The organism is Actinomadura chibensis NBRC 106107, assembly GCF_001552135.1.
Taxonomy (GTDB): Bacteria; Actinomycetota; Actinomycetes; order Streptosporangiales; family Streptosporangiaceae; genus Spirillospora; species Spirillospora chibensis.
Genome location: NZ_BCQP01000061.1, coordinates 54,874 through 79,037, shown reverse-complemented (window position 1 = coordinate 79,037; position 24,164 = coordinate 54,874). Strand labels below are relative to the sequence as shown.

24 protein-coding genes, 2 pseudogenes and 1 riboswitch are annotated in these 24,164 nt (G+C 75.9%); of the genes and pseudogenes, 13 read left to right on the top strand and 13 right to left on the bottom strand.

The features are described from left to right. Both ACH01S_RS32860 and ACH01S_RS32855 read right to left on the bottom strand, forming a co-directional pair. Window positions 1–654 (bottom strand): annotated as a pseudogene (locus ACH01S_RS32860) (two-component sensor histidine kinase); the annotation flags it as partial. Next, window positions 651–1,391, bottom strand: a complete 741-nt coding sequence (locus ACH01S_RS32855) for a response regulator transcription factor (protein WP_067900803.1) — start codon at window positions 1,389–1,391, stop codon at window positions 651–653. The gene ACH01S_RS32855 and the pseudogene ACH01S_RS32860, both read right to left, overlap by 4 nt. Before the next feature lie 487 nt (window positions 1,392–1,878). Here ACH01S_RS32855 and ACH01S_RS46940 point away from each other — a divergent pair. Further along, a pseudogene (locus tag ACH01S_RS46940) lies at window positions 1,879–2,178 on the top strand (hypothetical protein); the annotation flags it as partial. Between the two features lie 129 nt (window positions 2,179–2,307). Here ACH01S_RS46940 and ACH01S_RS46280 read toward each other — a convergent pair. Beyond that, the gene (locus ACH01S_RS46280) at window positions 2,308–3,402 is read right to left on the bottom strand and encodes a S1 family peptidase (protein ID WP_067900793.1); all 1,095 of its coding nucleotides are present in this window, start codon (window positions 3,400–3,402) and stop codon (window positions 2,308–2,310) included. Window positions 3,403–3,867: 465 nt separating this feature from the next. After that, a complete protein-coding gene (locus tag ACH01S_RS32840; RefSeq protein ID WP_148344034.1) occupies window positions 3,868–4,665 on the bottom strand; it encodes a glycoside hydrolase family 25 protein in 798 nt (265 codons plus the stop codon). A gap of 5 nt (window positions 4,666–4,670) precedes the next feature. Beyond that, window positions 4,671–4,810: riboswitch (cyclic di-AMP (ydaO/yuaA leader) on the bottom strand. Window positions 4,811–5,077: 267 nt separating this feature from the next. Here ACH01S_RS32840 and ACH01S_RS32835 point away from each other — a divergent pair. Next, window positions 5,078–5,314, top strand: coding sequence for a helix-turn-helix domain-containing protein (locus ACH01S_RS32835; protein ID WP_067900785.1), 237 nt, complete (start codon window positions 5,078–5,080; stop codon window positions 5,312–5,314). Here ACH01S_RS32835 and ACH01S_RS32830 read toward each other — a convergent pair. The 5 genes from ACH01S_RS32830 to ACH01S_RS32810 form a co-directional block, all read right to left on the bottom strand. Then, window positions 5,295–5,930 carry a response regulator gene (locus ACH01S_RS32830; protein WP_067900780.1) on the bottom strand — a complete coding sequence of 212 codons (636 nt, stop codon included), beginning with the start codon at window positions 5,928–5,930 and terminating at the stop codon, window positions 5,295–5,297. The genes ACH01S_RS32835 and ACH01S_RS32830 overlap by 20 nt on opposite strands. After that, window positions 5,927–7,087 carry a sensor histidine kinase gene (locus tag ACH01S_RS32825; protein WP_246236402.1) on the bottom strand — a complete coding sequence of 387 codons (1,161 nt, stop codon included), beginning with the start codon at window positions 7,085–7,087 and terminating at the stop codon, window positions 5,927–5,929. Before ACH01S_RS32825 ends, ACH01S_RS32830 begins: the two co-directional genes overlap by 4 nt. Before the next feature lie 10 nt (window positions 7,088–7,097). Beyond that, window positions 7,098–7,703 carry a flavodoxin family protein gene (locus ACH01S_RS32820; RefSeq protein ID WP_067900770.1) on the bottom strand — a complete coding sequence of 202 codons (606 nt, stop codon included), beginning with the start codon at window positions 7,701–7,703 and terminating at the stop codon, window positions 7,098–7,100. Window positions 7,704–7,770: 67 nt separating this feature from the next. Beyond that, on the bottom strand, window positions 7,771–8,598 hold the full coding sequence (locus ACH01S_RS32815; protein ID WP_067900763.1) for a glycosyltransferase family 2 protein: 828 nt from the start codon (window positions 8,596–8,598) through the stop codon (window positions 7,771–7,773). Between the two features lie 12 nt (window positions 8,599–8,610). Continuing rightward, on the bottom strand, window positions 8,611–9,498 hold the full coding sequence (locus ACH01S_RS32810) for a glycosyltransferase family 2 protein (RefSeq protein WP_067900760.1): 888 nt from the start codon (window positions 9,496–9,498) through the stop codon (window positions 8,611–8,613). A gap of 222 nt (window positions 9,499–9,720) precedes the next feature. On the opposite strand from ACH01S_RS32810, the gene ACH01S_RS32805 reads away from it, so the two are divergent. Genes ACH01S_RS32805 through ACH01S_RS32760 form a run of 10 tightly spaced genes read left to right on the top strand, consistent with a single transcriptional unit; the run spans window position 9,721 to window position 20,776 of the window. Next, window positions 9,721–11,361, top strand: coding sequence for a carbamoyltransferase family protein (locus tag ACH01S_RS32805; RefSeq protein WP_067900757.1), 1,641 nt, complete (start codon window positions 9,721–9,723; stop codon window positions 11,359–11,361). Then, window positions 11,358–12,878, top strand: a complete 1,521-nt coding sequence (locus tag ACH01S_RS32800; protein WP_067900754.1) for an HAD-IIIA family hydrolase — start codon at window positions 11,358–11,360, stop codon at window positions 12,876–12,878. Before ACH01S_RS32805 ends, ACH01S_RS32800 begins: the two co-directional genes overlap by 4 nt. After that, a complete protein-coding gene (locus tag ACH01S_RS32795; protein ID WP_067900753.1) occupies window positions 12,875–13,897 on the top strand; it encodes a glycosyltransferase family 9 protein in 1,023 nt (340 codons plus the stop codon). Before ACH01S_RS32800 ends, ACH01S_RS32795 begins: the two co-directional genes overlap by 4 nt. Continuing rightward, window positions 13,897–14,892 carry a glycosyltransferase gene (locus ACH01S_RS32790; protein WP_083981402.1) on the top strand — a complete coding sequence of 332 codons (996 nt, stop codon included), beginning with the start codon at window positions 13,897–13,899 and terminating at the stop codon, window positions 14,890–14,892. The genes ACH01S_RS32795 and ACH01S_RS32790 overlap by 1 nt, the downstream gene beginning before the upstream one ends. Further along, window positions 14,889–16,121 carry a glycosyltransferase gene (locus ACH01S_RS32785; protein ID WP_067900749.1) on the top strand — a complete coding sequence of 411 codons (1,233 nt, stop codon included), beginning with the start codon at window positions 14,889–14,891 and terminating at the stop codon, window positions 16,119–16,121. Before ACH01S_RS32790 ends, ACH01S_RS32785 begins: the two co-directional genes overlap by 4 nt. Beyond that, on the top strand, window positions 16,121–16,726 hold the full coding sequence (locus ACH01S_RS32780) for a D-sedoheptulose-7-phosphate isomerase (protein ID WP_083981401.1): 606 nt from the start codon (window positions 16,121–16,123) through the stop codon (window positions 16,724–16,726). The genes ACH01S_RS32785 and ACH01S_RS32780 overlap by 1 nt, the downstream gene beginning before the upstream one ends. Beyond that, complete coding sequence (locus tag ACH01S_RS32775; protein ID WP_067900745.1) at window positions 16,719–18,149, top strand: PfkB family carbohydrate kinase; 1,431 nt, start codon at window positions 16,719–16,721, stop codon at window positions 18,147–18,149. Before ACH01S_RS32780 ends, ACH01S_RS32775 begins: the two co-directional genes overlap by 8 nt. After that, window positions 18,146–18,823 (top strand): SDR family oxidoreductase, encoded by a 678-nt coding sequence (locus ACH01S_RS32770; RefSeq protein ID WP_067900742.1) that lies wholly within the window; start codon window positions 18,146–18,148, stop codon window positions 18,821–18,823. The genes ACH01S_RS32775 and ACH01S_RS32770 overlap by 4 nt, the downstream gene beginning before the upstream one ends. Further along, complete coding sequence (locus tag ACH01S_RS32765) at window positions 18,820–19,782, top strand: glycosyltransferase family 9 protein (protein ID WP_067900841.1); 963 nt, start codon at window positions 18,820–18,822, stop codon at window positions 19,780–19,782. The genes ACH01S_RS32770 and ACH01S_RS32765 overlap by 4 nt, the downstream gene beginning before the upstream one ends. Window positions 19,783–19,792: 10 nt before the next feature. Further along, window positions 19,793–20,776: an NAD-dependent epimerase/dehydratase family protein gene (locus ACH01S_RS32760; RefSeq protein ID WP_067900739.1), complete on the top strand. Its 984-nt coding sequence runs from the start codon at window positions 19,793–19,795 to the stop codon at window positions 20,774–20,776. 18 nt (window positions 20,777–20,794) lie between these two features. On the opposite strand, the gene ACH01S_RS32755 is transcribed toward ACH01S_RS32760, so the two are convergent. Further along, window positions 20,795–21,685, bottom strand: coding sequence for a polysaccharide pyruvyl transferase family protein (locus ACH01S_RS32755; protein ID WP_067900735.1), 891 nt, complete (start codon window positions 21,683–21,685; stop codon window positions 20,795–20,797). Window positions 21,686–21,853: 168 nt separating this feature from the next. On the opposite strand from ACH01S_RS32755, the gene ACH01S_RS32750 reads away from it, so the two are divergent. Beyond that, window positions 21,854–22,090 carry a hypothetical protein gene (locus ACH01S_RS32750; RefSeq protein ID WP_218010478.1) on the top strand — a complete coding sequence of 79 codons (237 nt, stop codon included), beginning with the start codon at window positions 21,854–21,856 and terminating at the stop codon, window positions 22,088–22,090. Between the two features lie 34 nt (window positions 22,091–22,124). On the opposite strand, the gene ACH01S_RS32745 is transcribed toward ACH01S_RS32750, so the two are convergent. Genes ACH01S_RS32745 through ACH01S_RS32735 form a run of 3 tightly spaced genes read right to left on the bottom strand, consistent with a single transcriptional unit; the run spans window position 22,125 to window position 24,119 of the window. Further along, the gene (locus tag ACH01S_RS32745; RefSeq protein ID WP_067900732.1) at window positions 22,125–22,376 is read right to left on the bottom strand and encodes a CDGSH iron-sulfur domain-containing protein; all 252 of its coding nucleotides are present in this window, start codon (window positions 22,374–22,376) and stop codon (window positions 22,125–22,127) included. Next, window positions 22,351–23,040, bottom strand: a complete 690-nt coding sequence (locus ACH01S_RS32740; RefSeq protein WP_174564931.1) for a HemK2/MTQ2 family protein methyltransferase — start codon at window positions 23,038–23,040, stop codon at window positions 22,351–22,353. Before ACH01S_RS32740 ends, ACH01S_RS32745 begins: the two co-directional genes overlap by 26 nt. Further along, entirely contained in the window at window positions 23,040–24,119 is a 1,080-nt protein-coding gene (locus tag ACH01S_RS32735; RefSeq protein ID WP_306303269.1) for an iron-containing redox enzyme family protein, read from the bottom strand. Before ACH01S_RS32735 ends, ACH01S_RS32740 begins: the two co-directional genes overlap by 1 nt. Between the last annotated feature and the right edge of the window lie 45 nt (window positions 24,120–24,164).

Genomic DNA, 24,164 nt, shown 5'->3' with positions numbered 1-24,164 from the left:
GGGAACCCGCTCGGGCATCGCCACCTGACCACTGGCCAACGGCCGCTCAGTGATCCGCGACGCGGTGGCCGCGACTCGGCGCAGCGGGCGCAGCGTCAGTCTGACCATGACCGCGGCCGCGACCCCGGCGGCAGCGAGCACGACCGCGAACACGACCACTTCCACCAGCACCACCCGATGCAAGGTGTCCTCGGCGGGCCGTAGCGGCAGGCCGGTGATCAGGACGTCGCCGTCGGCTCCGGGCACCGCCATCATCCGGTACTCGCACAGGGCCGACAGGGAAAGGGAGCGGCCCCGGCCGTCCGGGGGCAGGTCGGCCAAGGCGCGGCGGTCGGCGGGGGTGAGCGGGACGGGCTCGTCGGAGTCGCCGCGGACGACCGCCGCCTGCGTCACCGTCCGCTCGAACAGCCGGGCGCCGAACGTCCCCGACGCCTGCCCGCGGGTGTCGGGACGGGTGTCGGTGTCCCTGGGCCGCTGGTGTTCCAGGCTCGCGGGGAACCGGCCGCCCGACGCGGTGAGCTGGTCGTCCAGCCGTCCGACCAGGAACCGGGCGAGCGCGGTCGTGGTGGCGATCCCGACCGCGAGGCAGCTCAGCGCCAGCAGCAGGACGAGCCCGGCGGTCAGCCGGGCCCACAACGTGCGGGGGCCTTTCACCGGTTCTCCGATTTCAGGACGTACCCGACACCCCGGACGGTGTGGATCATCGGCGGACGGCCCGCGTCGATCTTCTTGCGCAGATAGCTGATGTACAGCTCCACCACATGCGCCTGACCACCGAAGTCGTGATTCCAGACCCGATCCAGAATCTGCGCCTTGCTCAGCACTCGGCGCGGGTTGCGCATCAGGTATCTCAGCAGTTCGAACTCGGTCGGGGTGAGTTCGACGGGGCGGCCGTCGCGGGTGACCTCCCGCGCGTCCTCGTCCATGGTCAGCGCGCCGACCGTGATCAGACGGGCGGTGTCGGCGCGGCGGGTCATGCCCGCGCGGCGCAGCAGTCCGTGGAGCCGGGCCAGGACCTCCTCCAGGCTGAACGGCTTGGTCACGTAGTCGTCGCCGCCCGCGGTGAGCCCGGCGACGCGGTCTTCGACGGCGTCGCGGGCGGTGAGGAACAGGACGCATACTTCCGGCGCGCCCGCGCGTAGACGGCGCAGGACGCCCAAACCGTCGATGTCGGGGAGCATTACGTCCAGCACCACGGCGTCCGGACGGAAGTCGGCCGCGACCGCGAGCGCCTCCGCGCCGTCACCGGCGGTACGGACCGTCCACCCCTCCAACGCCAGCGCACGAGACAGCACCTCCGCCAGATCAGGCTCGTCGTCCACGACGAGAACCCGGACAGGCGTGCCGTCGGCTCTCCGCAGGCCCGCGACTTCGGAATCACGATTGGTCATGGTGCCGCCAGCATTCACCTCTCATCTCCGTGTTTTCTCAGAAATGGCGACGAGGGGCCACCGGCCGGAGGGCCGGGGGCGGCACGACGCCACCGGTCGGGCCGCCCACGGAGGGTGGCGGCCCATACGACACCGCGGGCGCCGGGCCGCGAGGAAGGAGGGATTCAGAGAATCTTCATAGGAACCATCTCTTGGGCCTCGCGAAAACCCGGAATAGCGGTTCGGGAGGAGTGGCCTTCTCGCAGGTGAGCGACTCCGGACGCGACATCGCGGGCGGGAGTCCGCCTTGTGCGATGCGGCCTCCGGTGCGGGCGGACGACCGATGCCGACCGTGTCCAAAACGACCGGCCAGCTCACTCGACATGAGCGAACGACCATTTACTCCAGTACATGGGGCGGAACGGTCGCGACGCTTGCCACGAAAGGGATTCGATAGGAAACTTCCCAGTCGAATGGCTCGCCTGACCCCCCGCCCCAAGGAACTCCCATGTCCCTCGAAACCCCCCTGCGCCCTACGTCGTCCGTGTCCTCGCCGCATCCCGCCCGCTATGCGCTCGCCGCCGGACGGATCTTCCTCGGCTGGACATTCCTCTGGGCCTTCGTCGACAAGCTCTTCGGCCTCGGCAAGCCGACCGAGAAAGGCTGGCTGTCCGGCGTATCACCGTCCAAGGGCTTTCTCAGCCACACCGAAGGCCCGTTCAAAGACCTCTTCCACGCGATGGCGGGAAAGGTCTGGGTCGACGTCCTGTTCATGTTCGGACTCGGTGGCCTCGGCATCGCGCTGCTCCTCGGCATCTGCCTGCGCATCGCCGCCGCCGGTGGAACGATCCTGCTCTTCATGCTGTGGGCCGCGTCCCTCTGGCCGGACACCAATCCCTTCATGGACATGCACTGGATCTACGCCGCGGCCCGGTCGTCAGTAGATCTCGGCGTCGAAGGCGGAAAGGACTTCGCCGAGCGGCTGGATGAAGGAGCCGCCGTCGTCGCAGTTTCCGGCGGCGCCGATTCCCATGCCGACCGCGAAGGGACCGGAAAGGTAGGGGGTCCCCGGGGCGTCGCCATTCTCCGTGCAGATCGTCGTCTTCACGAGACCGCGGATCGTCCCGCCCCGCAGGCGGACGCTCTGGTCGAGCGCCGTCACGGTGCCGCACTTGATTCCGATGTCGGGGCCGGTGCGGCAGACGCGGCGGCCGACGTCCAGGCCGCGCGCCGCCATGACGTCCTGCGAACCCGACGGCGTCCCGACGCTGCCGGGCCTTTCCACGCGTGGGCTGACGTAGCGGACGAGGGCCGTGGAGTTCCTGACCGCGACGACGGTGCCGAGCTCGATGACCAGCGTCGGGTCGGCGTACAGCTTCAGTCCCACCTCGGCGCAGCCGCCCGCGGTGAGGAAGTAGTAGGAGCCGGACCTGCGCACGTTGAAGCCCAGCGTGCAGCGGACGCCGCCGCGCGCGAAGATCGTCTCGCCGCCCTCGGGGTCCGGGGCGTTGAGCAGGCCGGGGTGCGGCTCGGGCTCGGGGTCGTGGCCCGCCGGAGGACGGGGGTTGGTCCCCGGGCCGGGAGGCGTCGTGGGGTTGTGGCCCGTGTTCGGGTCGGGCTTGGTCGCCGGGTCCGGCTTGGGCTTGCCGGGGTCGGGCCTGCTTGGCCGCGTCTTCCCGGGCTGCGTCTTCCCAGGCTGCGTCTTGCCGGGCCTGGACGGCGAGCCGGGGGCGGGAGCGGCCACGACGGGCGCCGGAGCCGCGGGATCGGAGGCGGACCCGCGGCGGGGAGCGGACGCGGGCGACCGGTCGCGGCGGCGGGCCGGACCGGCGGCGTCGACGCGCGCGCCCACGCGGCCGGGCGCGGCCTCGTTCGCCGAGTCGGTCTCCGGGGCGGGCGCGCGGTCGGGCAGCAGGTCGGGGGCGCGCGCCGGGGCGGGCGCGGCGTCGGGAGTCTGGGTGATCATGTAGGGGGCCGTGGCGACGAGGACGGCGGTGCCGCTCACGAGCACGATCAGCGGAATGGACCTCACGGGGAGCCTCCTGGGGGTGGCGGGGGGTGAGGGGGTCGGCCCAGGATGACGGTTTCCGGAATTGTGCTGACGGAATGACGTCCTTTACAAGGGTTGAAACTGCCAAGATCCCCGGTCGCCGTATATCAGATACCAGCTAGTCGGCATGGCCAGGAGGGCCGCCCGGCCGCCCGCCAATGCCAATTGAGTCATGAGCCAATCACCTGTCGTCACCGCCCCGGCCGGATAAGACCGTTCCATTTCGCTGGGCGCTCCATTTCGGCAGTTGCCGGGAAGCGGCGGCCGCGGCCGGAATTCGGCCTCGTCCGGGCCTCCGGCGGGCCCCGGTCAGGTCGCGGAGGCGTCCAGGCCGGTCCGGCCGCCGGGGACGAAGAGGGTCGGCGGCGCGGCGCGCGGTGAACGCGGCACCGAGGAAGCGCGCCCTCGCCGGGCGCCTGCGCGCCGCCGACCCCGCCCGCCCGCCGGTCAGCCGGAACTCAGAGCCGAAGGGTCGTAGCCGAGCCGCCGGAGCCCGTCCGCGGAAAGCCGGGACACGTTGTGGTCGTGGTCGGTGGACGCGTACTGGTGAATGGCCCACTTCTTCCACGGCGCGGGGGCGGTGACCCGTCCGCGCGCCTTTCCGTAATGGGCGACCCACAGCGGATATTCGCCGAGGCCCTCCCCGTACTCCTTCGCGAACGACCACGAACTGTAGAAGAACGGCTTGACGCCGGTCTTCTGCTCGACGCGCTCCAGCCAGCGCTTGGCCCAGGCGTTCACGTCGCGCTTGGAACGGCCGTCCGTCGTCTCCAGGTCCAGGACGAGCAGGTCGCCCGGCCCCAGACCGGCGGCCGTCACCGTCTTGAGGTAATGGTCGGCCTCGCGCACCGGGTCGTTGCCGGGACGGCCGTAATGGTAGGCGCCCCTGACGAGTCCGTTCTCCCGGATCTGCGTCCAGTTGCGGGTGAAGGTCGAGTCCTTGTGCCCGACGCCCTCGGTGGCCTTGGCGATGCCGAACGAGAGCTTCTGCTGGCTCCAGTCGAAGCCCTTGTCGTGATGCGAGACGTCCACGCCGTAAGGGCGGGACGCGGGAGCCGTCGCCTTTTTCTCGACCTGCGTCATCGGCGCGGCGGCGGCCCTGGCGGGCCGTCCGGTCTCGGGCGCGCTCGCCGTTCCGGCGGTCACGGCCAGCGGGACGGCGACGCCCGCGGCGACCACCGGGACGATCAGCAGCATTCTGCCGCGCCCGCGTTTTCCGATCGTTTTCTGGATGCCCGTTCGCACCGGCGTCCACCTCTCCTTTTCCGCCTGCCGGGTTAGCTGACGGGTTCGGGCCAGGAGACGGCCCTACCGCTGGCGGCCAGCGGATTCACCCCGGACGAACCTGGGTCCCCGGCTCCCCTATTCGGGGATTCGGCGTCCGGCCGGACTTCGACCGGTGCAGCGGAGACTAGGCAGCGGAAAACGGCGGCGGCAACTCGGAAAGGCAAATAAATTATGCGTAAGACGCGCCCCGCCGAGGCGCTTTCCGCGGCGCGGTAAAGGCTTTCGAGCGGTCGTTCCCATGCGGCCCGCCCGGCGATGTCAACCGATCGGTTGACGCGGGCGTCGACCGGACGGCGCGGCCCGTCCCGCCGAACGTCCGATGGGAGCCGGACGGCGCGCGGCGACCGTGTGAGGAGGAAGGAGGTGTCCCGTGCACGAGTCGATCGGGGCGGCGATCCGCCGCGCGCGCCGGGCCCGCGGCCTCACGCAGACCGCGCTCGCCGAGCGGGCGGGGCTGACGCAGCCCGCGGTCTCCCTGCTGGAGTCCGGCGCCCGCGTCCCGCCGCTGCCCGCGCTGGAACGCGTCGCGGACGTCCTCGGCCTCCGCGTCACGATCACCGTCGAACCCGCGGACACGCCGGGCGGCGTCAGCCGGGCAGCCGGATGAGGCGGCGCTCGACGGCCGCGGCGACGGCGGCCGTGCGGGTGCCGACGCCGAGCTTGGCGAAGATGTGCACGAGGTGCGTCTTCACGGTGGCCTCGCTGATCAGCAGCCGGCGCGCGATCCGCTGGTTGGACAGGCCCTCGGCCAGCAGTTCGAGGATCTCGATCTCCCGGGGGCTGAGCGCGGGCGCGGGCTCGCGCAGCCGGTCCGCCAGGCGCGTTGCGACCTCCGGCGACAGCGCCGTCTCGCCGCGCGCGGCCGTGCGGATCCCCTGGAACAGCTCGTCCGGCGGGCCCGCCTTGAGCAGGTAGCCCGCCGCGCCGGCCGCGATCGCGCGGGAGACGTCGGCGTCGGAGTCGTAGGTGGTGAGGACGAGGACGCGCGGCGGGTCCGGCAGCGCGAGGATCCGCCGGGTGGCCTCGACGCCGTCGATCCCCCCGCCGAGCTGGAGGTCCATCAGGACGACGTCGGTCGGCACGAGCCCCACCCGCCGGACCGCCTCCGCCCCGTCCGCCGCCTCGGCGACCACCTCGATGCCCGGCTCCCCGCCGAGCAGGGCGCGCAGCCCCGCCCGGACGACGGGGTGGTCGTCCACGATCGTCACCCGGACGGCGCTCATCCCCGGTCCTCCGGGCCGGGCGGTCGGGCCGCGCGGCGCGGGGCCGTCGCGGCGACGACCGTCCCGGCGCCCGGGGCGCTCTCGACCGCGAGGGCGCCGCCGACCCCGGCCAGCCGGTCCCGCATGGCGCGGAGCCCGAAGCCCCGCCCCGGACCGGACGCGGTGGCGCCGGGGACGAAGCCGGACCCGTCGTCGGCGACGTCCAGCGACACGGCGTCGTCGAGATAGGTCAGCGTGATCGTCACCGCCGTCGCGGCGGCGTGCTCGCGCGCGTTGGCGACGGCCCCCTGCGCGACGCGCAGCAGCGCCGCCTGCACCTCGACGTCCACGGGGTACTCGTCCCCCACCGTCCGGAACCGTACCCGCGGGCCCGCGGCCTGCGCGGCGGCCAGTTCGGCGAGCGCGGCGGGCAGGGACCCGGACGCCAGCGCGGGCGGGGCCAGCGCCCGGACGAAATGGCGCGCCTCGTCGAGGTTCGCGGCGGCGGCGTCGGCGGCCTGACGCAGATTGCGGCGGGCCTCCTCCGGCGCGGCGTCCCACTGCCGGTCGGCCGCCTGGAGCAGGATCCCGAGGCTGGTCAGGCCCTGCGCGAGCGTGTCGTGGATCTCGCGGGCCAGCCGCTCGCGCTCCGCCAGCACCCCGGCCGCGCGCTGGGCGTCCGCCAGCTCGCCGCGGGTGCGGACCAGCTCGTCGACGAGCCGCTGCAGCTCAAGGAGGATGACGGCCGCCATCCCGGCGACCGCGATCGGGGCGAGGACCAGGCTCGGGTCGAACGGGTCCGCCAGGTAGACGGCCGCGAAGATCACCGCGCCGGTGATCACCACGACGGCGGCGACGGCGGCGCGCGGCGACAGCAGCCGCAGCGCCGCGAAGAACAGCGGGACGGCGCACCACGCGAAGCTCGGCGCGGCGGCGACCAGGGCGAGCCAGCAGCCGAGCACGGCGGCGAGCCAGCCGAGGCGGCCCCGGCGGCCGAGCGCGTCCCACCGGACGGCGCCGAACGCGTAGCCGAGGCCGAGGACGCCGCTCAGCGCGAGCAGCGCGGGCGTCGCGCCGCCCAGCCCGTGCCGGACCGCGAGCCGGGACGCCGACGCGGCGAGCAGCAGGAGGAACCCGGCGTGCATCGCCAGCCGGATGCGCCGCTCCGTCCTGGTCACGCGGGCAGGGTCAGGACGGCGGGGCGGGGATCGGGTTCGCGGCGAGGGCCGAGGCGGCGGCGACCAGGTTGGCGGCCATCGCCCGCCCGGTGCTGTGCGACCAGTCGCGGCCCTCCTCGGTCTCCAGGTAGCTCGGGCCCGGTCCGGGGCCGCGGTTCCAGTACGTCCACGCCTGGCCGGGGATCGTGTACCCGAACTCGTTCAGCGCGCCGCTCAGGTTGTTGATCACGTGGTGGGCGCCGTCCTCGTTGCCGGTGACGACCACGCCCGCGACCCGGTTGAAGGCGATGGGACGGCCGTCGTCGTCGGTCTCCGACAGCATCGCGTCCATCCGCTCGACGACCCGCTGCGCGACCGAGGACGGCTGCCCCGCCCACGTCGGCGTCGCGAGGACCAGGATCTCCGACTCCAGCAGCGACCTGTGCACGGCGGGCCACGGGTCGCCGTCGCCGAGGTCGGTCTCCACACCGGGCGGGATGTCCAGGTCCACGGCCCGGATGCTCTCCACCTCGACGTCCCTCGCGCGCAGCGCGTCCTCCACCACCGCCGCGAGCGCGTGGGTGTTCGAGGTCTCCGGCGAGCGCTTCAGGGTGCAGTTGATGACCACGGCGCGCATCCGCGCCTCCCTTCGGGTCCGGTGCGGGTCTGCTCACGCGAGGTACCCGGGGCAGCGCGGCGAAACGTCAGTAGTCCGGCAGGCGGGCGCGGGCCGCCTCCACGGCGGGCGGGACGGGACGCCGCGCCCGGGCCAGCGCGGGCAGCGCGCGGACGGCGGCGGCGAGCCCGGCGCGGCCGTCCCGGCTGCCGAGCGCGGCGGCGGCCGTGCGGGCGACCGCCGGGAGCGGGCGGCGCAGCCACGCGGTGAGCAGCCGGTTGCGGACCTGCCTGCGGCGGCGCGCGGCCGGGTCGCGGCCCGCCGTGGCCGGATGGTGGTGGACGACCAGCTCCGCCGCGTAGGCGAGGCCCCATCCGGCGGCGGCGAGGTCGAGCGCGAGCAGCTCCTCCTCGCCGCCGAAGTGGAGGACGTCGGAGAAGCCGCCCGCGTCGAGGAACGCGTCCCGCCGGACGACGACCGAGCACGCGAGGAAGCCGAGGACGGCCGGTCCGGGCAGGCCGTCCGGGCGGCCGAGGGGCGAGCGGGCCATCTCCCCGGAGACCGGGTCGAGCCGTTCGTCCGCGCCGACCAGCACCCGCGCGGCGAGCAGCGCCGTGCGCGGGTGGGCGTCCAGGATCGCCGCCGCGCGCTCCAGGCTGCCGGGCGCCCACCAGGAGTCGTCGTCGGCGAAGGCGACGTAGCGGGTGGCGGCGTGCCGGACGGCGACGTTGCGGGCGGCGGCGCCGAGGTTGCGGGGCAGGCGCAGCACGGTCGCCCCGGCCTCGGCGGCGACGTCGGCGGTGCCGTCGGCGGAGGCGTTGTCGGCCACGATCACCGGGGCCGTGTGGTGGCGGAGGCTGCGGCGCAGCTCGTCCGCGCGGTCGCGGGTCGCGACGACGATCGTGACGGCTGACATGGGGCGGCTCCCCTAGCTCACGTAGCGGCGGGCCGTGGACTCGCGCTGGGACGTCTCCAGACTGCGCAGCCGCGCCTCGACATCGGACGGCAGCGTCCGGCGGTCGCGCACGACCCACGGCAGCCCGGCGGCGGCCTCGGCGAGCGCGCCCGCCGTGACGCGGTCGCGCGGCAGGGTGCGCAGCAGCCGGGCGGTGCGGCGGGCGGCCACCGGCAGCGGACGGCGCAGCCAGGTGAACCACAGCGTGTTCCGGATGCCGTGGCGGCGGCGCAGGTGCGGCTCGCGGAGCCGGGACGGCTCGTGGTGCACGACGACGTCCTCGGCGAAGCAGAGCTGCCGGCCGAGCGCCATGAGGTCGGCGCTGAGGAGTTCCTCCTCGCCGCCGAGCCACAGCCGCGCGGAGAACCCGCCCGCCTCGCGGAACGCGTCCGTCCGCAGCATCGACGCCCCGGCGAGGAACGAGCCGAGCGCGGGCCCCGGCAGCCACGGCGGGCCGGGGACCGGCGAGTGCCGTAGCTCCGGCACGATCGGGTCCTCGCGCCCGCCGGGCTCCACCAGGATCCGGCCGGTGACGACGGCGAGGCGCGGGTGCGCGTCGAGCAGGTCGGCGGCGCGGGACGGCGCGTCCGGGTCCCACCAGGTGTCGTCGTCCCAGAACGCGACGTAGGGCGTGCGGACGTGGTCGACGGCGACGTTGCGGGCGACGGCGCCGAGGTTGCGCGGCGAGCGGATCAGGGTGACGTCCGGGAACCCGGCCGCGACGGCGTCTGCGGAGCCGTCCCGCGAGGCGTTGTCGACCACGACGACCGGCGCGCGCTCGGTGAGCGCGCGGGCGCGGGCGAGGACGGCGAGCAGGGAGCGCCGCCGGTCCCGGGTGATGAGGACGACGGTGAATCGCATCGCCCGGCCCGGTACCCGGCACCCACCGCCCCATGCGGCAAAAGTTAAATGAGCCGGTAAATCACCAAATTAGCGGAACTTCGGGCTGCTTCTGTTTAGGTCCCCGGCTCCCGGCAATGGCGAATGACCTATAGGGGATTCGCTCCGGTTCGACGGAGGCCGATGCCTACGACGCAGGCATCGAAGGTCCCCCTCACCGACGTGGCGCAGAAACGGGGACCCATGCGCGTGCTCGGAATCAATGCGATCTTCCACGACCCGGCCGCCGCCCTGGTCCGCGACGGGGTCGTCGTCGCGGCCACCGAGGAGGAGCGCCTCAGCCGCCGCAAACACGGGAAGCGCCCGGTGCCCTTCTCCGGCTGGGAGCTGCCGGAGAAGGCGGCCCGCTGGTGCCTCGACGAGGCCGGGCTGGAGCCGGGCGCGCTCGACGCCGTCGCCTACTCCTACGACCCGGCCCTGGTCGAGCCGGGTCTCGACGGCCACGACCGGGACTGGGAGCGGCTCCGGACGCTGTACGCGCGCCGCGCGCCGAACTTCCTCGCCACCGCGCTGCCCGGGCTGGACCCGGGGATCGTCCGGTTCGTCCCGCACCACGTGGCGCACGCCGCGTCCGCCGCGCTCGCCGCGCCCGGGCCCGGCGAGGGCGACGTGCTGGTCCTGGACGGCCGCGGCGAGTCGCACTCGCACCTCGCCGGGACGTACGAGCGCGGCGAGCTGACGCCGCTGCGCGCGCAGCGGCTCCCGCACTCGCTCGGGCTGATGTACGAGGACCTCACCGAGCACCTCGGCTTCCTGCGCTCCAGCGACGAGTACAAGGTCATGGCGCTCGCGTCCTACGGCGAGCCGCGCTTCCTGGACGAGCTGCGCGAGCACGTCCGGGCGACCGGCGACGGCGGCTTCGCGGTCGCGCCGATCGACTGGGGCGCGCTCGCCAAGGCGCGCGGCCCGGACGGCGAGTGGACCCGCGACCACGCCGACCTCGCCGCGAGCGTCCAGACCCGGCTCGAAGAGGTGCTCCTCGACCTCGCGTCCTGGCTGCACGGCCAGACCGGGGCCCGCCGCCTGGCGCTCGCCGGGGGCGTGGCGCTCAACTGCGTCGCCAACTCCCGGCTCGCCGCGGACGGCCCCTACGAGGAGGTCTGGGTCCAGCCCGCGGCGGGCGACGCCGGGACCGCGCTCGGCGCCGCGCTGCACGTGGCCCGGTCCGGCGGCGACGCGCCGGCCGCCATGCCCGGCGCGGACCTCGGCCGCCGCTGGGACGACCGGGAGATCGCCGCCCGCCTCGACACCGCCAAGATCCCCTACGAGCGGCCGGACGACCTCGCCGCCGCCGTCGCCGCCGCGCTCGCGCGCAACGAGGTCGTCGCCTGGTTCCAGGGGCGCTCCGAGTTCGGGCCGCGCGCGCTCGGGCACCGCTCGCTCCTCGCCCACCCCGGATACGCGGAGAACGTCGAGCGGCTCAACGACGTCAAGGGCCGCGAGCAGTTCCGGCCGATCGCGCCGATGGTCGCGCTCGACCACGCCGCCGAGATCTTCGACGGCCCGCTGCCGAGCCCGTACATGCTGTTCGTGCACGACGTGCGGCCGGAGTGGCGCGAGCGGATCCCCGCCGTCGTGCACGTGGACGGCACCGCCCGCATCCAGACGGTCGACGCCGCCGCCGAGCCGCTCGTCGCGCGCCTGCTGGCGGAGTTCCGCCGCCGCACCGGGCTGCCCGTCCTCGTCAACACGAGCCTGAACACCGCCGGGCGCCCCATGGTGGACGACCCGCGCGACGCGCTGGAGTGCTTCGGCTCGGCCCCGGTCGACCTGCTCGCCATCGGGCCCTACGTCGTCCGCCGCCGGGAGGTGCACGCCCGATGAGCTACACCGTCGTCATCCCGACCATCGGCAGGCCGAGCCTGCGCGTCACCCTGGACGCGCTGCTCACCGCCCTGCGCGACGGGCCGGGACCGGCGCCGCACGAGATCGTCGTCGTGGACGACCGTCCCGCGCCCGGCGCGCCGCTGCCGATCCCGGAGTCGGCCGGGCCGGAGGTCCGGGTCGTCCGCTCCGGCGGGCGCGGGCCCGCCGCCGCGCGCAACACCGGCTGGCGCGAGGCCGCGTCCGAGTGGGTCGCCTTCCTGGACGACGACGTCGTCCCCGGCCCGGACTGGCCGGAGGCGCTGGCGGCCGACCTCGCGGGCCTGCCGTCCGAGGTCGGCGGGTGCCAGGGGCGCGTCACCGTCCCGCCGCCGCCCGGCGGCCGGGCCGCCACCGACTGGGAGCGCAACACCGCCGCGCTCGCGTCCGCCGACTGGATCACCGCCGACATGGCCTACCGGCGCGGCGTGCTCGCCGAGCTCGGCGGGTTCGACGAGCGGTTCCGCCGCGCCTACCGGGAGGACGCCGACCTCGCGCTGCGCGCCCTGGACGCCGGGCACGGCCTCGTCCTCGGGCGGCGGCGGGTGACGCACCCGGTCCGCCCGGCCGGGTTCTGGGCGTCGGTGCGGGCGCAGGCGGGCAACGCCGACGACGTCCTCATGTGGCGGGTGCACGGCCGGTACTGGCGGCTCCGCGCCGGTGAGGGACGCGGACTGCTGCTCCGCCACGCGCTCACCACCGCCGCCGGGCTCACCGCCCTCGCCGCCCTCCCCGCCGCTTTCCGCGACCGGCGCGCGGCCGTCGCGGCGGGCATCGCGGGCGGCGCCTGGACGGCGCTGACCGCGCGCTTCGCCTACGAACGGATCAGGCCGGGGCCGCGCACGCCGGACGAGGTGGCGAAGATGCTGGTCACCAGCGCCGCCATCCCGCCCGCCGCGATCCGGCACCGGCTGCGGGGCCTCGCCGTCCACCGGCGGGCGCGCGGCTGGGGCGCGGCGCGGGTCGTGCTGTTCGACCGCGACGACACCCTGATCCGGGACGTCCCCTACAACGGCGACCCGGCCCGCGTCGAGCTCATGCCGGGCGCGCGCCGCGCCCTCGACCGGCTGCGGCGGCACGGCGTCCGGGTCGGCGTCGTCTCGAACCAGTCCGGGGTGGCGAAGGGGCACATCACCGCCGGGGACGTCCGGCGCGTGAACGCCCGCGTCGAGGAACTGCTCGGCCGCGTCGACGCGTGGGAGTTCTGCCCGCACGACGGCCCGGACGGCTGCGGCTGCCGCAAGCCCCGGCCGGGGTTGATCGAGCGCGCCGCCGCGCGGCTCGGGGTGCGGCCGTCCGACTGCACCGTCATCGGCGACGTCGGCGGCGACGTGGAGGCCGCGGTCGCGGCCGGGGCGCGCGCCATCCTCGTCCCGACCGGACGGACCCGCGAGGCGGAGATCGCGAAGGCGCCGGAGATCGCGCCGACCCTGGTCGCCGCCGTCGAGCTGGTCCTCGACGGAAGGCCCCGCCGATGAACGCGCCGATTAATGCGCCAAGGGTGCTCGTGGCGCGCCAGGACAACATCGGGGACGTGCTGCTCGCCGGGCCCGCCGTGCGGGCGGTCGCCGCGCGGGCCGCCGAGGTCGTCCTGCTGTGCGGGCCGCGCGGCCGCGCCGCCGCGGACATGCTGCCCGGCGTCGACCGCGTCATCGAGTGGCGCGCCCCCTGGATCGACCCCGACCACGTGCCCGTCGAGCGGGCCGCCATCGACCGGCTCGTCCGGGAGCTGGCGGGGTTCGACCGGGCGCTGATCCTCACCTCGTTCCACCAGTCGCCGCTGCCGCTCGCGCTGCTGCTCCGGCTCGCCGGGACGCCGTGGATCGGCGGCATCAGCGAGGACTACCCCGGCTCCCTGCTCGACCTCCGGCACCGGCCCGACACCGACGTGCCCGAGCCGAGGCGCATGCTCGCCCTCGCGGAGGAGGCCGGGTTCCCGTCCCCGGCCGACACCCGGCTGCGGGTCCGCGGGCCGCTGCCCGACACCCGCCACCTCACCGGACGGCCCGGCTACGTCGCGGTGCACCCGGGGACGTCCGTCCCCGCGCGGGCCTGGCCGCCCGCCCACTGCGCGGAGGCCGTGCGGCTGCTGACGGCGGCCGGGCACCGGGTGGTCGTGACCGGCCACGCCGACGAGAAGGAGCTGACCGCGTTCGTCGCCGGGGAGGACGGCCTCGACCTCGGCGGCCGCACCGGGCTGCCCGAGCTCGCGTCCGTGCTCGCGGGCGCCCGCGCCGTGGTGGCCGCCAACACCGGCCCCGCCCACCTCGCCGCGGCCGTCGGCACGCCGGTCGTGTCGCTGTTCGCGCCGACCGTCCCGGCGGCGCGGTGGGCGCCGTTCGGCGTCCCGCTGGCGCTGCTCGGCGACCAGGGCGCGCCGTGCCGGGACAGCCGCGCCCGCGAGTGCCCGGTCGACGGGCACCCGTGCCTGGCGTCGGTCACCGCCGACCAGGTCGCGGCGGCCGTCGAGATCGTCGCCAAGGAGGGACCCGCCTGATGAGAGTGCTGATGTGGCACGTGCACGGGTCGTGGGCGACGTCGTTCGTCCACGGGCCGCAGACCACGCTCGTCCCCGTCACCCCCGACCGGGGCCCGGACGGCAGGGGACGCCCCGACACCTTCCACTGGCCCGACCGCGCCGTCGAGGTGACGCCCGAACGGCTCCGCCGCGAGGACGTGGACGCCGTCGTCCTGCAGCGCCCCCACGAGCTGCGGCTCGCCGAGGAGTGGCTCGGACGCCGCCCCGGACGCGACGTCCCCGCCGTGTACGTCGAGCACGACACGCCGCGCCGCACCCCGGCCGACGTCGGAGGGCCCGAGGAGGTCGTCCCGGACAGCAGGCACTTCCTGCACGACCGCTCCGACATCCCGGTCGTGCACGTCACCCACTTCAACGACCTGTTCTGGAACTGCGGCCGCGCCCCGACGACCGTCATCGAGCACGGCGTCGTCGACCCCGGCTACCGGTACGCCGCCGACATGCCGCGCGCGGGCGTCGTCATCAACGACCCGCTGCGCCGCGGCCGCCTCACCGGCGCCGACCTGCTCCCCGAGCTGGCCGCCGCCGTCCCCGTCGACCTCTTCGGGATGAACGTCACCGGCGTCCCCGAGCGGCTCGGCATCGCGCCCGAGTCGCTGTGGACGTTCGACGACCTGCCGCAGGCGCGGATGCACGCGGAACTCGCCCGCCGCCGTGTCTACGTCCACCCCTACCGGTGGACGTCCCTCGGCCTCGCGCTGATCGAGGCCATGATGCTCGGCCTGCCGGTGGTGGCGCTTGCCACCACCGAGGCGGTCGAGGCGGTGCCGCCGGAGGCCGGGGTGCTGTCCACCCGGGTCGGCACGCTGGCGGACGCCGCGCGGAGCCTGGCCGCCGACCCGGCCCGCGCCCGCCAGATGGGCAAGGAGGCGCGGGCCTGGGCGAGCGACCGGTACGGCCTGCCGCGTTTCCTGCGCGACTGGCGGCGAACTCTCCTGGAGGTAACGCGATGAGGATTGCCATGATCTCCGAGCACGCCAGCCCGCTCGCCGCCGTGCGCGGACCGGCGGGCACCGGCCTCGGCGGCGCCGACGCGGGCGGGCAGAACGTGTTCGTCGCGGAACTCGCCGCCGAGCTCGGCCGGCAGGGGCACGACGTCACCGTCTACACGCGCCGGGACGCGCCGGGCCCGCCCGACCGGGTCCGGCTCGCGCCGGGCGTGACCGTGGAGCACGTCCCGGCGGGACCGGCCGAGCCCGTCGCCAAGGACGACCTGCTGCCGTGGATGCGCGACTTCGGCGCCCACCTGGAGCGGCGCTGGGCGGCCGACCCGCCGGACGTGGCGCACGCCCACTTCTGGATGAGCGGCCTCGCCGCCGTCCAGGCCGCCCGGGCGGCGGGCACGCCGCGCGTGCCGGTCGTGCAGACCTACCACGCGCTCGGCACCGTCAAGCGCCGCCACCAGGGCGACCAGGACACGAGCCCGGCCGCGCGCGTCCGGCTGGAGCGCGAGATCGGGCGCGCCGCCGCCGCCGTGCTCGCCACCTGCTCGGACGAGGTCGGCGAGCTGACCGCGATGGGCGTCCCGCGCGGCCGCGTCCGGGTGGTGCCGTGCGGCGCCGACCTGAGCCTGTTCACGCCCGACGGCCCCGCCGCCGCGCGGGGCGGACGGCACCGGCTCGTGGTGCTGTCCCGCCTCGTCGAGCGCAAGGGCGTCGACACCGCGATCCGCGCGCTGGCCGCGCTGCCCGACGCCGAGCTGCTCGTCGCGGGCGGCCCGCCGCGCGACGGCCTCGACGCCGACCCGGAGGTGCGCAGGCTCCGCCGGGTGGCGGCGGACGCGGGCGTCACCGGCCGCGTCGAGTTCCTCGGCAGGCTCGGCCGCGACGAGGTGCCGCCGCTGCTGCGCTCGGCGAGCCTCGTGGTGACGCTGCCCTGGTACGAGCCGTTCGGCATGGTGCCGCTTGAGGCGATGGCCTGCGGCGTCCCGGTCGTGGCGACCGGGGTCGGCGGGCACCTCGACACCGTCGTGGACGGCGGCACCGGCGTGCTCGTCCCGCCGCGCGACCCCGACGCCGCCGCCGCGGCGATCCGCGGGCTGCTCGCCGCGCCCGCGACACGGGCCGCGATGGGCGAGGCGGGGACCGCCCGGGCGCGCGAGCGCTACTCGTGGGCCCGCGTCGCCGCCGACACGGCCCGGGTCTACCGGCACGCCGCCGCGCTGAGCGAGGTGGCCGCCTGATGACCGCGCAGACGGGAACCGAGACACGGGCTAGAGCCGGGCACGACCGGCGGCTGGAGTCGCTCGCCGACGCCGCGCTGCGGTTCCGCGACCAGGTACCGACGATCGAGGCGTGGGGACGCCGGCTCGCCCGCGTCCTGGACTCCGGCGGACGGCTGCTGGCCTGCGGCAACGGCGGCAGCGCCGCCGAGGCGCAGCATCTGACCGCCGAGCTCGTCGGCCGGTTCGAGGACGAGCGGCGCCCGCTGTCGGCGATCCCGCTGCACGGCGACACGTCCTCGGTCACGGCGATCGGCAACGACTACGGCGCGGTCAGCGTCTTCGAGCGGCAGGTGCGGGCGCACGGCCGTCCGGGGGACGTGCTGGTCTGCCTGTCCACCAGCGGGCGCAGCCCCAACGTCGTCGCGGCGGCGCACCGGGCGCGGCGGCTCGGCCTGACCGCCTGGGCGATCACCGGGCCGGGCCCGAACCCGCTCGCCGAGGCGTGCGACGACGCGGTGACCGTGCGGGCGGCGGCGGTCTCGACCGTCCAGGAGATCCACCTCGCCGCGATCCACCTGCTGTGCGGCGCGGTCGACGACGCGCTGGGGGTGCGGCATGGGTGAGCGGAGCGCGCCGCTGGTCGTGGTCGGCGACGTCCTGCTCGACATCGACGTCGTCGGCACCAGCACCCGGCTGTGCCCGGACGCGCCCGTCCCCGTCATCGAGGAGGCGACGGAGCTGCCCCGGCCGGGCGGCGCGGGCCTCGCGGCGCTGCTGGCGGCGGCGAGCGGGCGCGAGGTGGTGCTCGTCACCGCGCTCGCCGACGACGAGCCGGGACGGCGGCTGCGCGCGATGCTGGAGCGGCACCTGGAGGTCGCCGCCTTCCACCTGCACGGCGGCACGCCCTGCAAGATGCGCATCCGGTCCGGGGACCAGTCGGTCGCGCGGCTGGACGCCGGGGAGGGGCGGGCGCTCGACGGGCCCGTCGGCCCGCGCGTCATCGACGCGATCGCGGGCGCGGGCGCGGTGCTGGTCGCCGACTACGGCCGGGGCGTCACCCGGCACCGCGCCGTCCGGGAGCGGCTCGGCGAACTGTCGCGCGGCGTCCCCGTCGTGTGGGACCCGCATCCGCGCGGCGAGCCGCCGCTGCCCGGCGTCCGGCTGCTGACCCCGAACGAGGAGGAGGCGGCCCGGCTCGCCGCCGCGGCCGGCGCCGACATCACCGGCGCCGGGCTGTCGGCGGCCGGGCGGCGCGGCCGGCACCTCGGCCGGTCCTGGGGGATCGACGGCGTCGCCGTCACGCTCGGCGCGGACGGCGCGCTGCTGTGCGACGGCTCGGAGGCGCCGTTCCTCGCCCCGGCCCGGCCCGCGCGCGGCGACTCGTGCGGCGCGGGCGACGCCTTCGCCGCCGGGGCCGCGGCGGCGCTCGCCGACGGCGCGGACCTCGCGGGCGCGGTCACGACGGGCGTGGACCAGGCGTCCGGGTTCGTCCGCGCCGGGGCCGCGGCGGCGGTCGCGACGCGCCTCGCCGAGACCGGCACGGCCCGGCTCGTCCCCGAGCGGGGCGAGGACGCGTGGGACATCGTCGAGCGGACCCGGCGGGCGGGCGGCACGGTCGTCGCGACCGGCGGCTGCTTCGACCTGCTGCACGCGGGCCACGTCAGCCTGCTCCAGCAGGCGCGGCGGCTCGGCGACTGCCTGGTCGTCTGCGTCAACTCCGACGCCTCGGTGCGCCGCCGCAAGGGGCCGTCCCGGCCGGTGACGCCCGCCGAGGACCGCGTCCGGGTGCTGGAGGCGCTCAGCGACGTGGACGCGGCGGTCGTGTTCGACGACGACACCCCGGCGGCGCTGCTGGAGCGGCTGCGCCCCGACCTGTGGGTCAAGGGCGCCGACTACGCCGGGACGATCCTGCCCGAGGCCGAGACGGTCCGGGCCCACGACGGCGAGGTGGTCCTGCTACCTCTGCTGGAAGGGCGCTCCACCACGCGCCTGCTGTCCACCACCAAGGCCACCACGGGGGCCACCACGAAGGGAACCGCGTCATGAACGTCCTCATCACCGGCGGCGCGTCCGGGCTCGGCGCGGCCGTCGCGCGCAGGGTCGCCGCGGACGGCGGACGGCCCCTCGTCCTCGACCGGCACCCGCCGAAGGACGAGGTCGAGCACATGCAGGCCGACCTCGCCGACCGCAAGTCGGCCGAGCGCGCGGTGCACTGCCTGGCCCGCGCGGCGGGCGGGCTGAACGCCGTCGTGACGGCGGCGGGCATCGACGCGTGCGGCACGCTCTGCGACGTCCCGGCGGAGGACTGGGAGCGTGTCATCCAGGTCAACCTGCTCGGCACGGCGGCCGTCGTGCGCGCCGCGCTCCCCTACCTGGAGAACGAGCCGCAGGGACGGGTCGTGACCGTCGGGTCCACGCTGGGGCTCAAGGCCGTGAGCGACGCCACCGCCTACTGCGCGTCCAAGTTCGGCGTCGTCGGGTTCACCCGCGCCCTCGCCACCGAGATGGCCGGGAAGGTCGCCGTCACGATGGTCGTGCCCGGCGGGATGGACACCGCGTTCTTCGACGGCCGTCCCGAGCAGTACAAGCCGGGGCCGGACGCGCGGCTCAACCGTCCCGAGGACGTCGCCGCGACCATCGCGTTCGTGCTCTCCCAGCCGCGCGGCTGCGAGGTGCGCGAGATGGTCGTGTGCCCGTCGCAGGAACCGTCGTGGCCGTGAGCCGGAAACGGGTGCTCGTGCTCAGGGCGCTCGGGCTCGGCGACCTGCTGACCGCCGTCCCGGCGTTACGGGCGCTGCGGCGCGGGCTGCCCGGCGCGCGGATCACGCTCGCCGCGCCCGCCGTCCTCGGCCCGCTCGCCCACGCGTCGGGGGCCGTCGACGACGTCCTGCCCGTGGCGGGGCTGGAGTCGCCGCTCCCGCGCGCCGCCGGTCCGGTGGACGTCGCCGTCAACCTGCACGGGCGGGGGCCGCAGAGCCACCGGCTCCTCGCGGCCTCCGCACCGCGCGAGCTGCTCGCCTTCGCCTGCCCGGAAGCCGGGTACACCGGCGGCCCGAACTGGGACCCGGACGAGCACGAGGTGGCCCGCTGGTGCGGGCTCCTCGGGGTGTTCGGCTTCGCCGCCGACCCCGGCGACCTGGACCTGCCCGCGCCCGCGGCGGCGTCGCCCGCGCCCGGCGCGGTCGTCGTCCATCCGGGCGCGGCGTTCGCGGCGCGGCGCTGGCCCGCCGAGCGGTTCGCGGCCGTCGCGGCGGCGCTGCGGGACGGCGGCGAGCGCGTCGTCGTCACCGGCGGCCCCGGCGAGACGGCCCTCGCGCGGCGCGTCGTGCGGCTCGCCGGGCTGCCCGAGTCGGCCGACCTGTCCGGCCGCACGCCGCTTCCGGAGCTGGCCGCGCTCGTCGCGGGCGCCCGGCTCGTGGTCTGCGGGGACACCGGCGTCGGGCACCTCGCCACCGCGTACCGGACGCCGTCGGTGCTGCTGTTCGGCCCGGCGCCGCCCGCCCGCTGGGGCCCGCCGCCGCGCGCCCGGCACCGCGTCCTGTGGGCCGGGCGGCACGGCGACCCGCACGGCCGCGCGCCCTTCCCGGGCCTGCTGGAGATCTCCGCGGACGCGGTCATCGACGCCGCCGCGACGGCGCTCGGCGCCCGCGAACCGTCCCTTGCGAACCAGGATCGATGAGAGGACCACGATGAGACACCCACGCGCCGTCGTCACCGGAGGCTGCGGCTTCCTCGGCTCGCACCTGTGCGAAGCGCTGCTGGCCCGGGGGATCCCGGTGGTGTGCCTGGACAACCTGCTGACCGGAACGGCCCGCAACGTCGCGCACCTGATCGGCCGGCGCGACTTCCTGTTCAAGGAGTGCGACCTGACCGAGCCGGTCGAGGTCCCCGGCGACGTCGGCTACGTCTTCCACCTCGCCTCGGCCGCGTCCCCGGCGGACTACCTGCGGCTGCCGATCCAGACGCTTGAGGTCGGCAGCCTCGGGACCCGCAACGCGCTGGAGTTCGCCGAGGCCAAGGGCGCGCGGTTCGTGCTCGCCTCCACGTCCGAGGTGTACGGGGACCCGCTCGTCCACCCGCAGCCCGAGTCGTACTGGGGCAACGTGAACCCGGTCGGCCCGCGCAGCGTGTACGACGAGGCCAAGCGGTTCGGCGAGGCGCTGACGTCGGCGTTCCGGCACTCGCGCGGCCTGGACGCCGCGATCGTGCGGATCTTCAACTCCTACGGGCCGCGGATGCGCCCGGACGACGGCCGCGCCATCCCCACGTTCCTGCGGCAGGCGCTGACCGGCGAGGACATCACCGTCACCGGCGACGGCTCGCAGACCCGCTCGATCTGCCACGTGGACGACACCGTCCAGGGGATCCTCGCGCTCGGGACGTCGGAGCACCCCGGCCCGGTCAACATCGGCAGCCCGTTCGAGATCTCCATGACCGACCTCGCGGAGCTGGTCATCGAGCTGACCGGCTCGCGGTCCCGGATCCGGTTCGTGGACCGTCCGGCCGACGACCCGCGCGTGCGCCGCCCGGACACGCGCCTCGCCGAGCGCGTCCTCGGCTGGCGGCCCCGGATCCCGGTCGAGGAGGGGCTGCGCACCACGATCGAGTGGTTCGCGCGGGAGCTGCGCTGCCCCGTCCCGCCGCAGGCCGGGCCCCGGCAGGTGCCCGCGTAGACACCTGAGCGAGCGCCCTCAGCGGAGGCCGAGGGCGGCCAGGAGTTCGCCGACGAGGAGGTCGGGCGGAGGCGGCGCGGCCGCCCGCGCCCGGCCCTCCGGGGACAGCGCCCACTCCCACCACCGGTCGAGGTCGGCGGGGTCCAGCGGCGGCGTCCCCGCGGCCTCCGGGACGGTCACGACGGCGGGCCACGACCAGGCCCGCGCCTGCGCCGCCACCTTCGCGCCGCCCGCCACCGGGTCCACGGCCAGCGCCGGGACGCCGTTCTTCAGCGCCAGGACGAGCCCGTGCAGCCGCGTCGTCACCACCAGGTCGAGCCGGCGCACGGCCGACTCCAGTTCGGCGGCGGTGCGGAACAGGCGCCAGTCGCGCGGGTCGAGCCGGGTGTCGAGGGGCAGCCGCGCGCATTCGCGGGCGGCGAGCCAGCCGGTCAGCTCCCGCTGGACGCCGGCGTGCCGCCGCCGCGTCCCGTATTCGGCCTGGCCGGGCGCGAGGACGACGCCGACGACGGGCACGGGCGGCGTCGCGACGCCGCCCGCGAGGTCCGGCCGGGGCGCCGTCGCGGGCGCGTCCCGCGCGAGGACCGCGTCGAAGCCCCGGACCGCCGGGTCGTCCGGGTCGACGACGGAGACCCCGACCGCGACCCGGACGCAGCGGGCGTACCGGCGGTGGAGTTCCTCGATCTGCGGGCCGCGCAGCGGGCCGCAGGCGAACACGAGGTGGGTGTAGCGGCCGGGGTCGGCGTGCGCGAGGTCCAGGCCGTCCGGCCTGAAGACGGGGCTCCACGCGAGGTCGGACTCGACGCGGGCGGCGGCGAGGCCCCGCCGCACCGCCTCCATCGCGAGGACGTCGCCCGCCGTGGCCTCGCCGTGCACGAAGCTCGGCCAGCCGGTCACCAGCACCCGCATCCGCCGCCGACCGCCTTCCGTCCCGGGGCCCCGTCGTAGAACCGCGTGCTACCCGCGCCCGCCCCCGCCATTCGCGGGGGCGAATCGCGGGGGCGAATCCGCGTAGGGGCGGATGCGTCGGGTAGCACCGCCGACGAACCCAATCCCGAGGAACACCAGGAGGTCGTGATGGTGACGGCGCATGCGGAGACCGGCGAGGTCACCGGCACCAAGGACAAGGACTACAACCTGATCTGGTACGTCGAGCAGTGCCTCAGCAACGCGCTGCGCCTGGAGGTCTACATCGCCGACGCCGAGCGGGAGGGCGACGACCAGCTCGCCGACCTGTTCCGCCGCGCGCAGTCCGACAGCCGCAAGGGCGCGAAGCAGGGCAAGGAGCTGCTCGCCCAGCGCATCGGGAGCTGAGGACCGGGGGCCGCCGCCGACTTCCCGTGTCCGGTCAGTCGGGCGCCGGACGTCTCCGGTCGTCCGGCGGGCCGGCGCGGACGCGGCGGCGGTGGCTCGTGTCGCAGAACGGGAACGCGCGGCTGCGGCGGCACGCGCACAGCGCCACGAGGAACCGGTCGGACGTCACCGTCGTGCCGTCGTCCAGGACGACCTCGACGGGGCCCTCCACCAGCACCGGCCCGCCGGGGACGACCCGCACGCGCCGCGCGTCCCTGCGCTCAGGCGGCCGGGCGTTCGCCGTCATGCTCCCGTCCCGTCGTCGTGATCCGGTCGGCGCGCACGACCACGAGGTCCTCGTGGCCCTGGCCCGGGCGCAGCAGCCCCCGCGCCGTGAGGAGGTCGGCCCGGCCGCGCATCACCGGCCCGAACGGCTCGCGGTGCCGGGCCACCACCGAGGCCCGCATCCCCGCCCGGCGCAGCGCCACCAGCGTCGCGGCCACGCCGTTCAGCGCCGAGTGCACGACCAGGAGCGTCCCGGACGGGGCCAGGTGGCGCGGGGCGGCCTGGCAGATGCGGTCCAGGAGCATCCGGCCGCCGTCGCCCGCCTCCCACGCGCGGGCGCGGCCCCTCGCCGCCGCCGGGTCGGCGTCGCCCGGCACGTAGGGCGGGTTGGCGACGATCACGTCGAACACCTCGCCCGCGACCGGCGCGAACAGGTCGCCGCGCAGCACCCGCACGCGCAGGCCGCGCACCCTCGCGTTGATCCGCGCCGCCAGCACCGCCCGCGCGGACACGTCCACCGCGACGACCTCGCAGCCGACCTGGGCCGCGGCGACCGCGACCGCGCCGGTCCCGGTCCCGAGCTCCAGCACCCGCGCGCCCGGGTGGACGCCCGTGCCGCGCAACGCCTCCGCCAGCAGCCGCGTGTCGGACTGCGGGCGGTACACCCCCGGAGGACGGAGCAGCATCACCGGCCCACCGTCCCCGGCAGGGCGCGGCGCAGCGACGTGCGGCCCGCGCGCCAGCGGCCCAGGAGGTGGTCGGCGAGGCGGTCCTCCAGGAGGCTCGTGGCGCGGACGCCGAGCACGACGTCCGGCGCGAGCTCCGGCTCGTCGGCCAGCAGCCCGCCGACCACGTCGTGCCGCAGCACCTGCTCGTGGACGGCGTCCGCCTCGATGTGCTCGGTGTAGAACAGGAGCGCGCGGGGGCCGCCGCCGAGGCGCTCCAGGGCCCGCGCCATCCGCCGCGCGGACGGCGCCGTGGTGATCTCCGCGGCGGCGAAGTGGCCGACCAGCGCGCCGCGCAGCGACCGCCGCAGCCCGAACAGCGACATCATGTTCACCGTGGCCAGCATCACCGCCGGGGCCGCGTCCACGTAGGCGCCGTAGGAGGAGTCGAGGCCGAGGTCGTCCAGGAGGTCGGCGTAGAGGCCCTGGTGGATCATCTCCGGACGGCCGCCGCCGAACTCGTCGTGCTCCACCGCCACCAGCGCCGTCTTGGCCCGGCCCCGCAGGCGCGGGACGACCCACGCGTGCGGGTCGGCCTCCTTCAGGTGGTACACCGACCGGTGCGCGGCGTGCTCCAGCAGGTGCCACCGCTCCCCTTCGTCCTGGAGGAAGTGGGTGACGCCGTGCCCGTCGACGGGCTCGACCAGGAGTTCCTCCAGGGCGCCGTCCACGTCGCCGGGGTCAAGGCGGTCGGGATCGCGGAGGTCGGTGTCGCGGCGCAGGGCGTCCAGGAACACGGCCTCCATCGCGCCGCGCAGGCGCAGCAGGTCCGGGTCCCACTCCCGGTCGGGGTCGACGTCGGCGAACCCCCGGTAGTGCAGTTCGAAGCAGGTGTGCAGGGCGATGTGCAGATCCTCACCGTAGGGGTCGGCCGACGCGACGGCCGCGAGTACATCGGACGGGCCCGGCGGTCCGCCGGTCAGGGCATCCATGACGGCCCGCGACAGCGGGCCCCGCGCTCCGGGCAGGACCGGAACCTCCGCTCGCGCGGCGGGCCCCCGGGTCGCGGCCTGCTGAACGGTCATCATCTCCTCCGTCACGTTGACGCCCCGTTGCGGTACCCGCTCACGCGCGCCCCATACGCC

Coding starts and splice junctions, on each gene's coding strand:
- ACH01S_RS32805 (WP_067900757.1), top strand. CDS start 9,721: ATGCGCGTGCTCGGAATCAATGCGATCTTCCACGACCCGGCCGCCGCC.
- ACH01S_RS32795 (WP_067900753.1), top strand. CDS start 12,875: ATGAACGCGCCGATTAATGCGCCAAGGGTGCTCGTGGCGCGCCAGGAC.
- ACH01S_RS32810 (WP_067900760.1), bottom strand. CDS start 9,498: ATGCGATTCACCGTCGTCCTCATCACCCGGGACCGGCGGCGCTCCCTG.
- ACH01S_RS32820 (WP_067900770.1), bottom strand. CDS start 7,703: ATGCGCGCCGTGGTCATCAACTGCACCCTGAAGCGCTCGCCGGAGACC.
- ACH01S_RS32790 (WP_083981402.1), top strand. CDS start 13,897: ATGAGAGTGCTGATGTGGCACGTGCACGGGTCGTGGGCGACGTCGTTC.
- ACH01S_RS32770 (WP_067900742.1), top strand. CDS start 18,146: ATGAACGTCCTCATCACCGGCGGCGCGTCCGGGCTCGGCGCGGCCGTC.
- ACH01S_RS32740 (WP_174564931.1), bottom strand. CDS start 23,040: ATGCTGCTCCGTCCTCCGGGGGTGTACCGCCCGCAGTCCGACACGCGG.
- ACH01S_RS32780 (WP_083981401.1), top strand. CDS start 16,121: ATGACCGCGCAGACGGGAACCGAGACACGGGCTAGAGCCGGGCACGAC.
- ACH01S_RS32750 (WP_218010478.1), top strand. CDS start 21,854: ATGGTGACGGCGCATGCGGAGACCGGCGAGGTCACCGGCACCAAGGAC.
- ACH01S_RS32785 (WP_067900749.1), top strand. CDS start 14,889: ATGAGGATTGCCATGATCTCCGAGCACGCCAGCCCGCTCGCCGCCGTG.
- ACH01S_RS32745 (WP_067900732.1), bottom strand. CDS start 22,376: ATGACGGCGAACGCCCGGCCGCCTGAGCGCAGGGACGCGCGGCGCGTG.
- ACH01S_RS32815 (WP_067900763.1), bottom strand. CDS start 8,598: ATGTCAGCCGTCACGATCGTCGTCGCGACCCGCGACCGCGCGGACGAG.
- ACH01S_RS32755 (WP_067900735.1), bottom strand. CDS start 21,685: ATGCGGGTGCTGGTGACCGGCTGGCCGAGCTTCGTGCACGGCGAGGCC.
- ACH01S_RS32800 (WP_067900754.1), top strand. CDS start 11,358: ATGAGCTACACCGTCGTCATCCCGACCATCGGCAGGCCGAGCCTGCGC.
- ACH01S_RS32855 (WP_067900803.1), bottom strand. CDS start 1,391: ATGACCAATCGTGATTCCGAAGTCGCGGGCCTGCGGAGAGCCGACGGC.
- ACH01S_RS32830 (WP_067900780.1), bottom strand. CDS start 5,930: ATGAGCGCCGTCCGGGTGACGATCGTGGACGACCACCCCGTCGTCCGG.
- ACH01S_RS32775 (WP_067900745.1), top strand. CDS start 16,719: ATGGGTGAGCGGAGCGCGCCGCTGGTCGTGGTCGGCGACGTCCTGCTC.
- ACH01S_RS32760 (WP_067900739.1), top strand. CDS start 19,793: ATGAGACACCCACGCGCCGTCGTCACCGGAGGCTGCGGCTTCCTCGGC.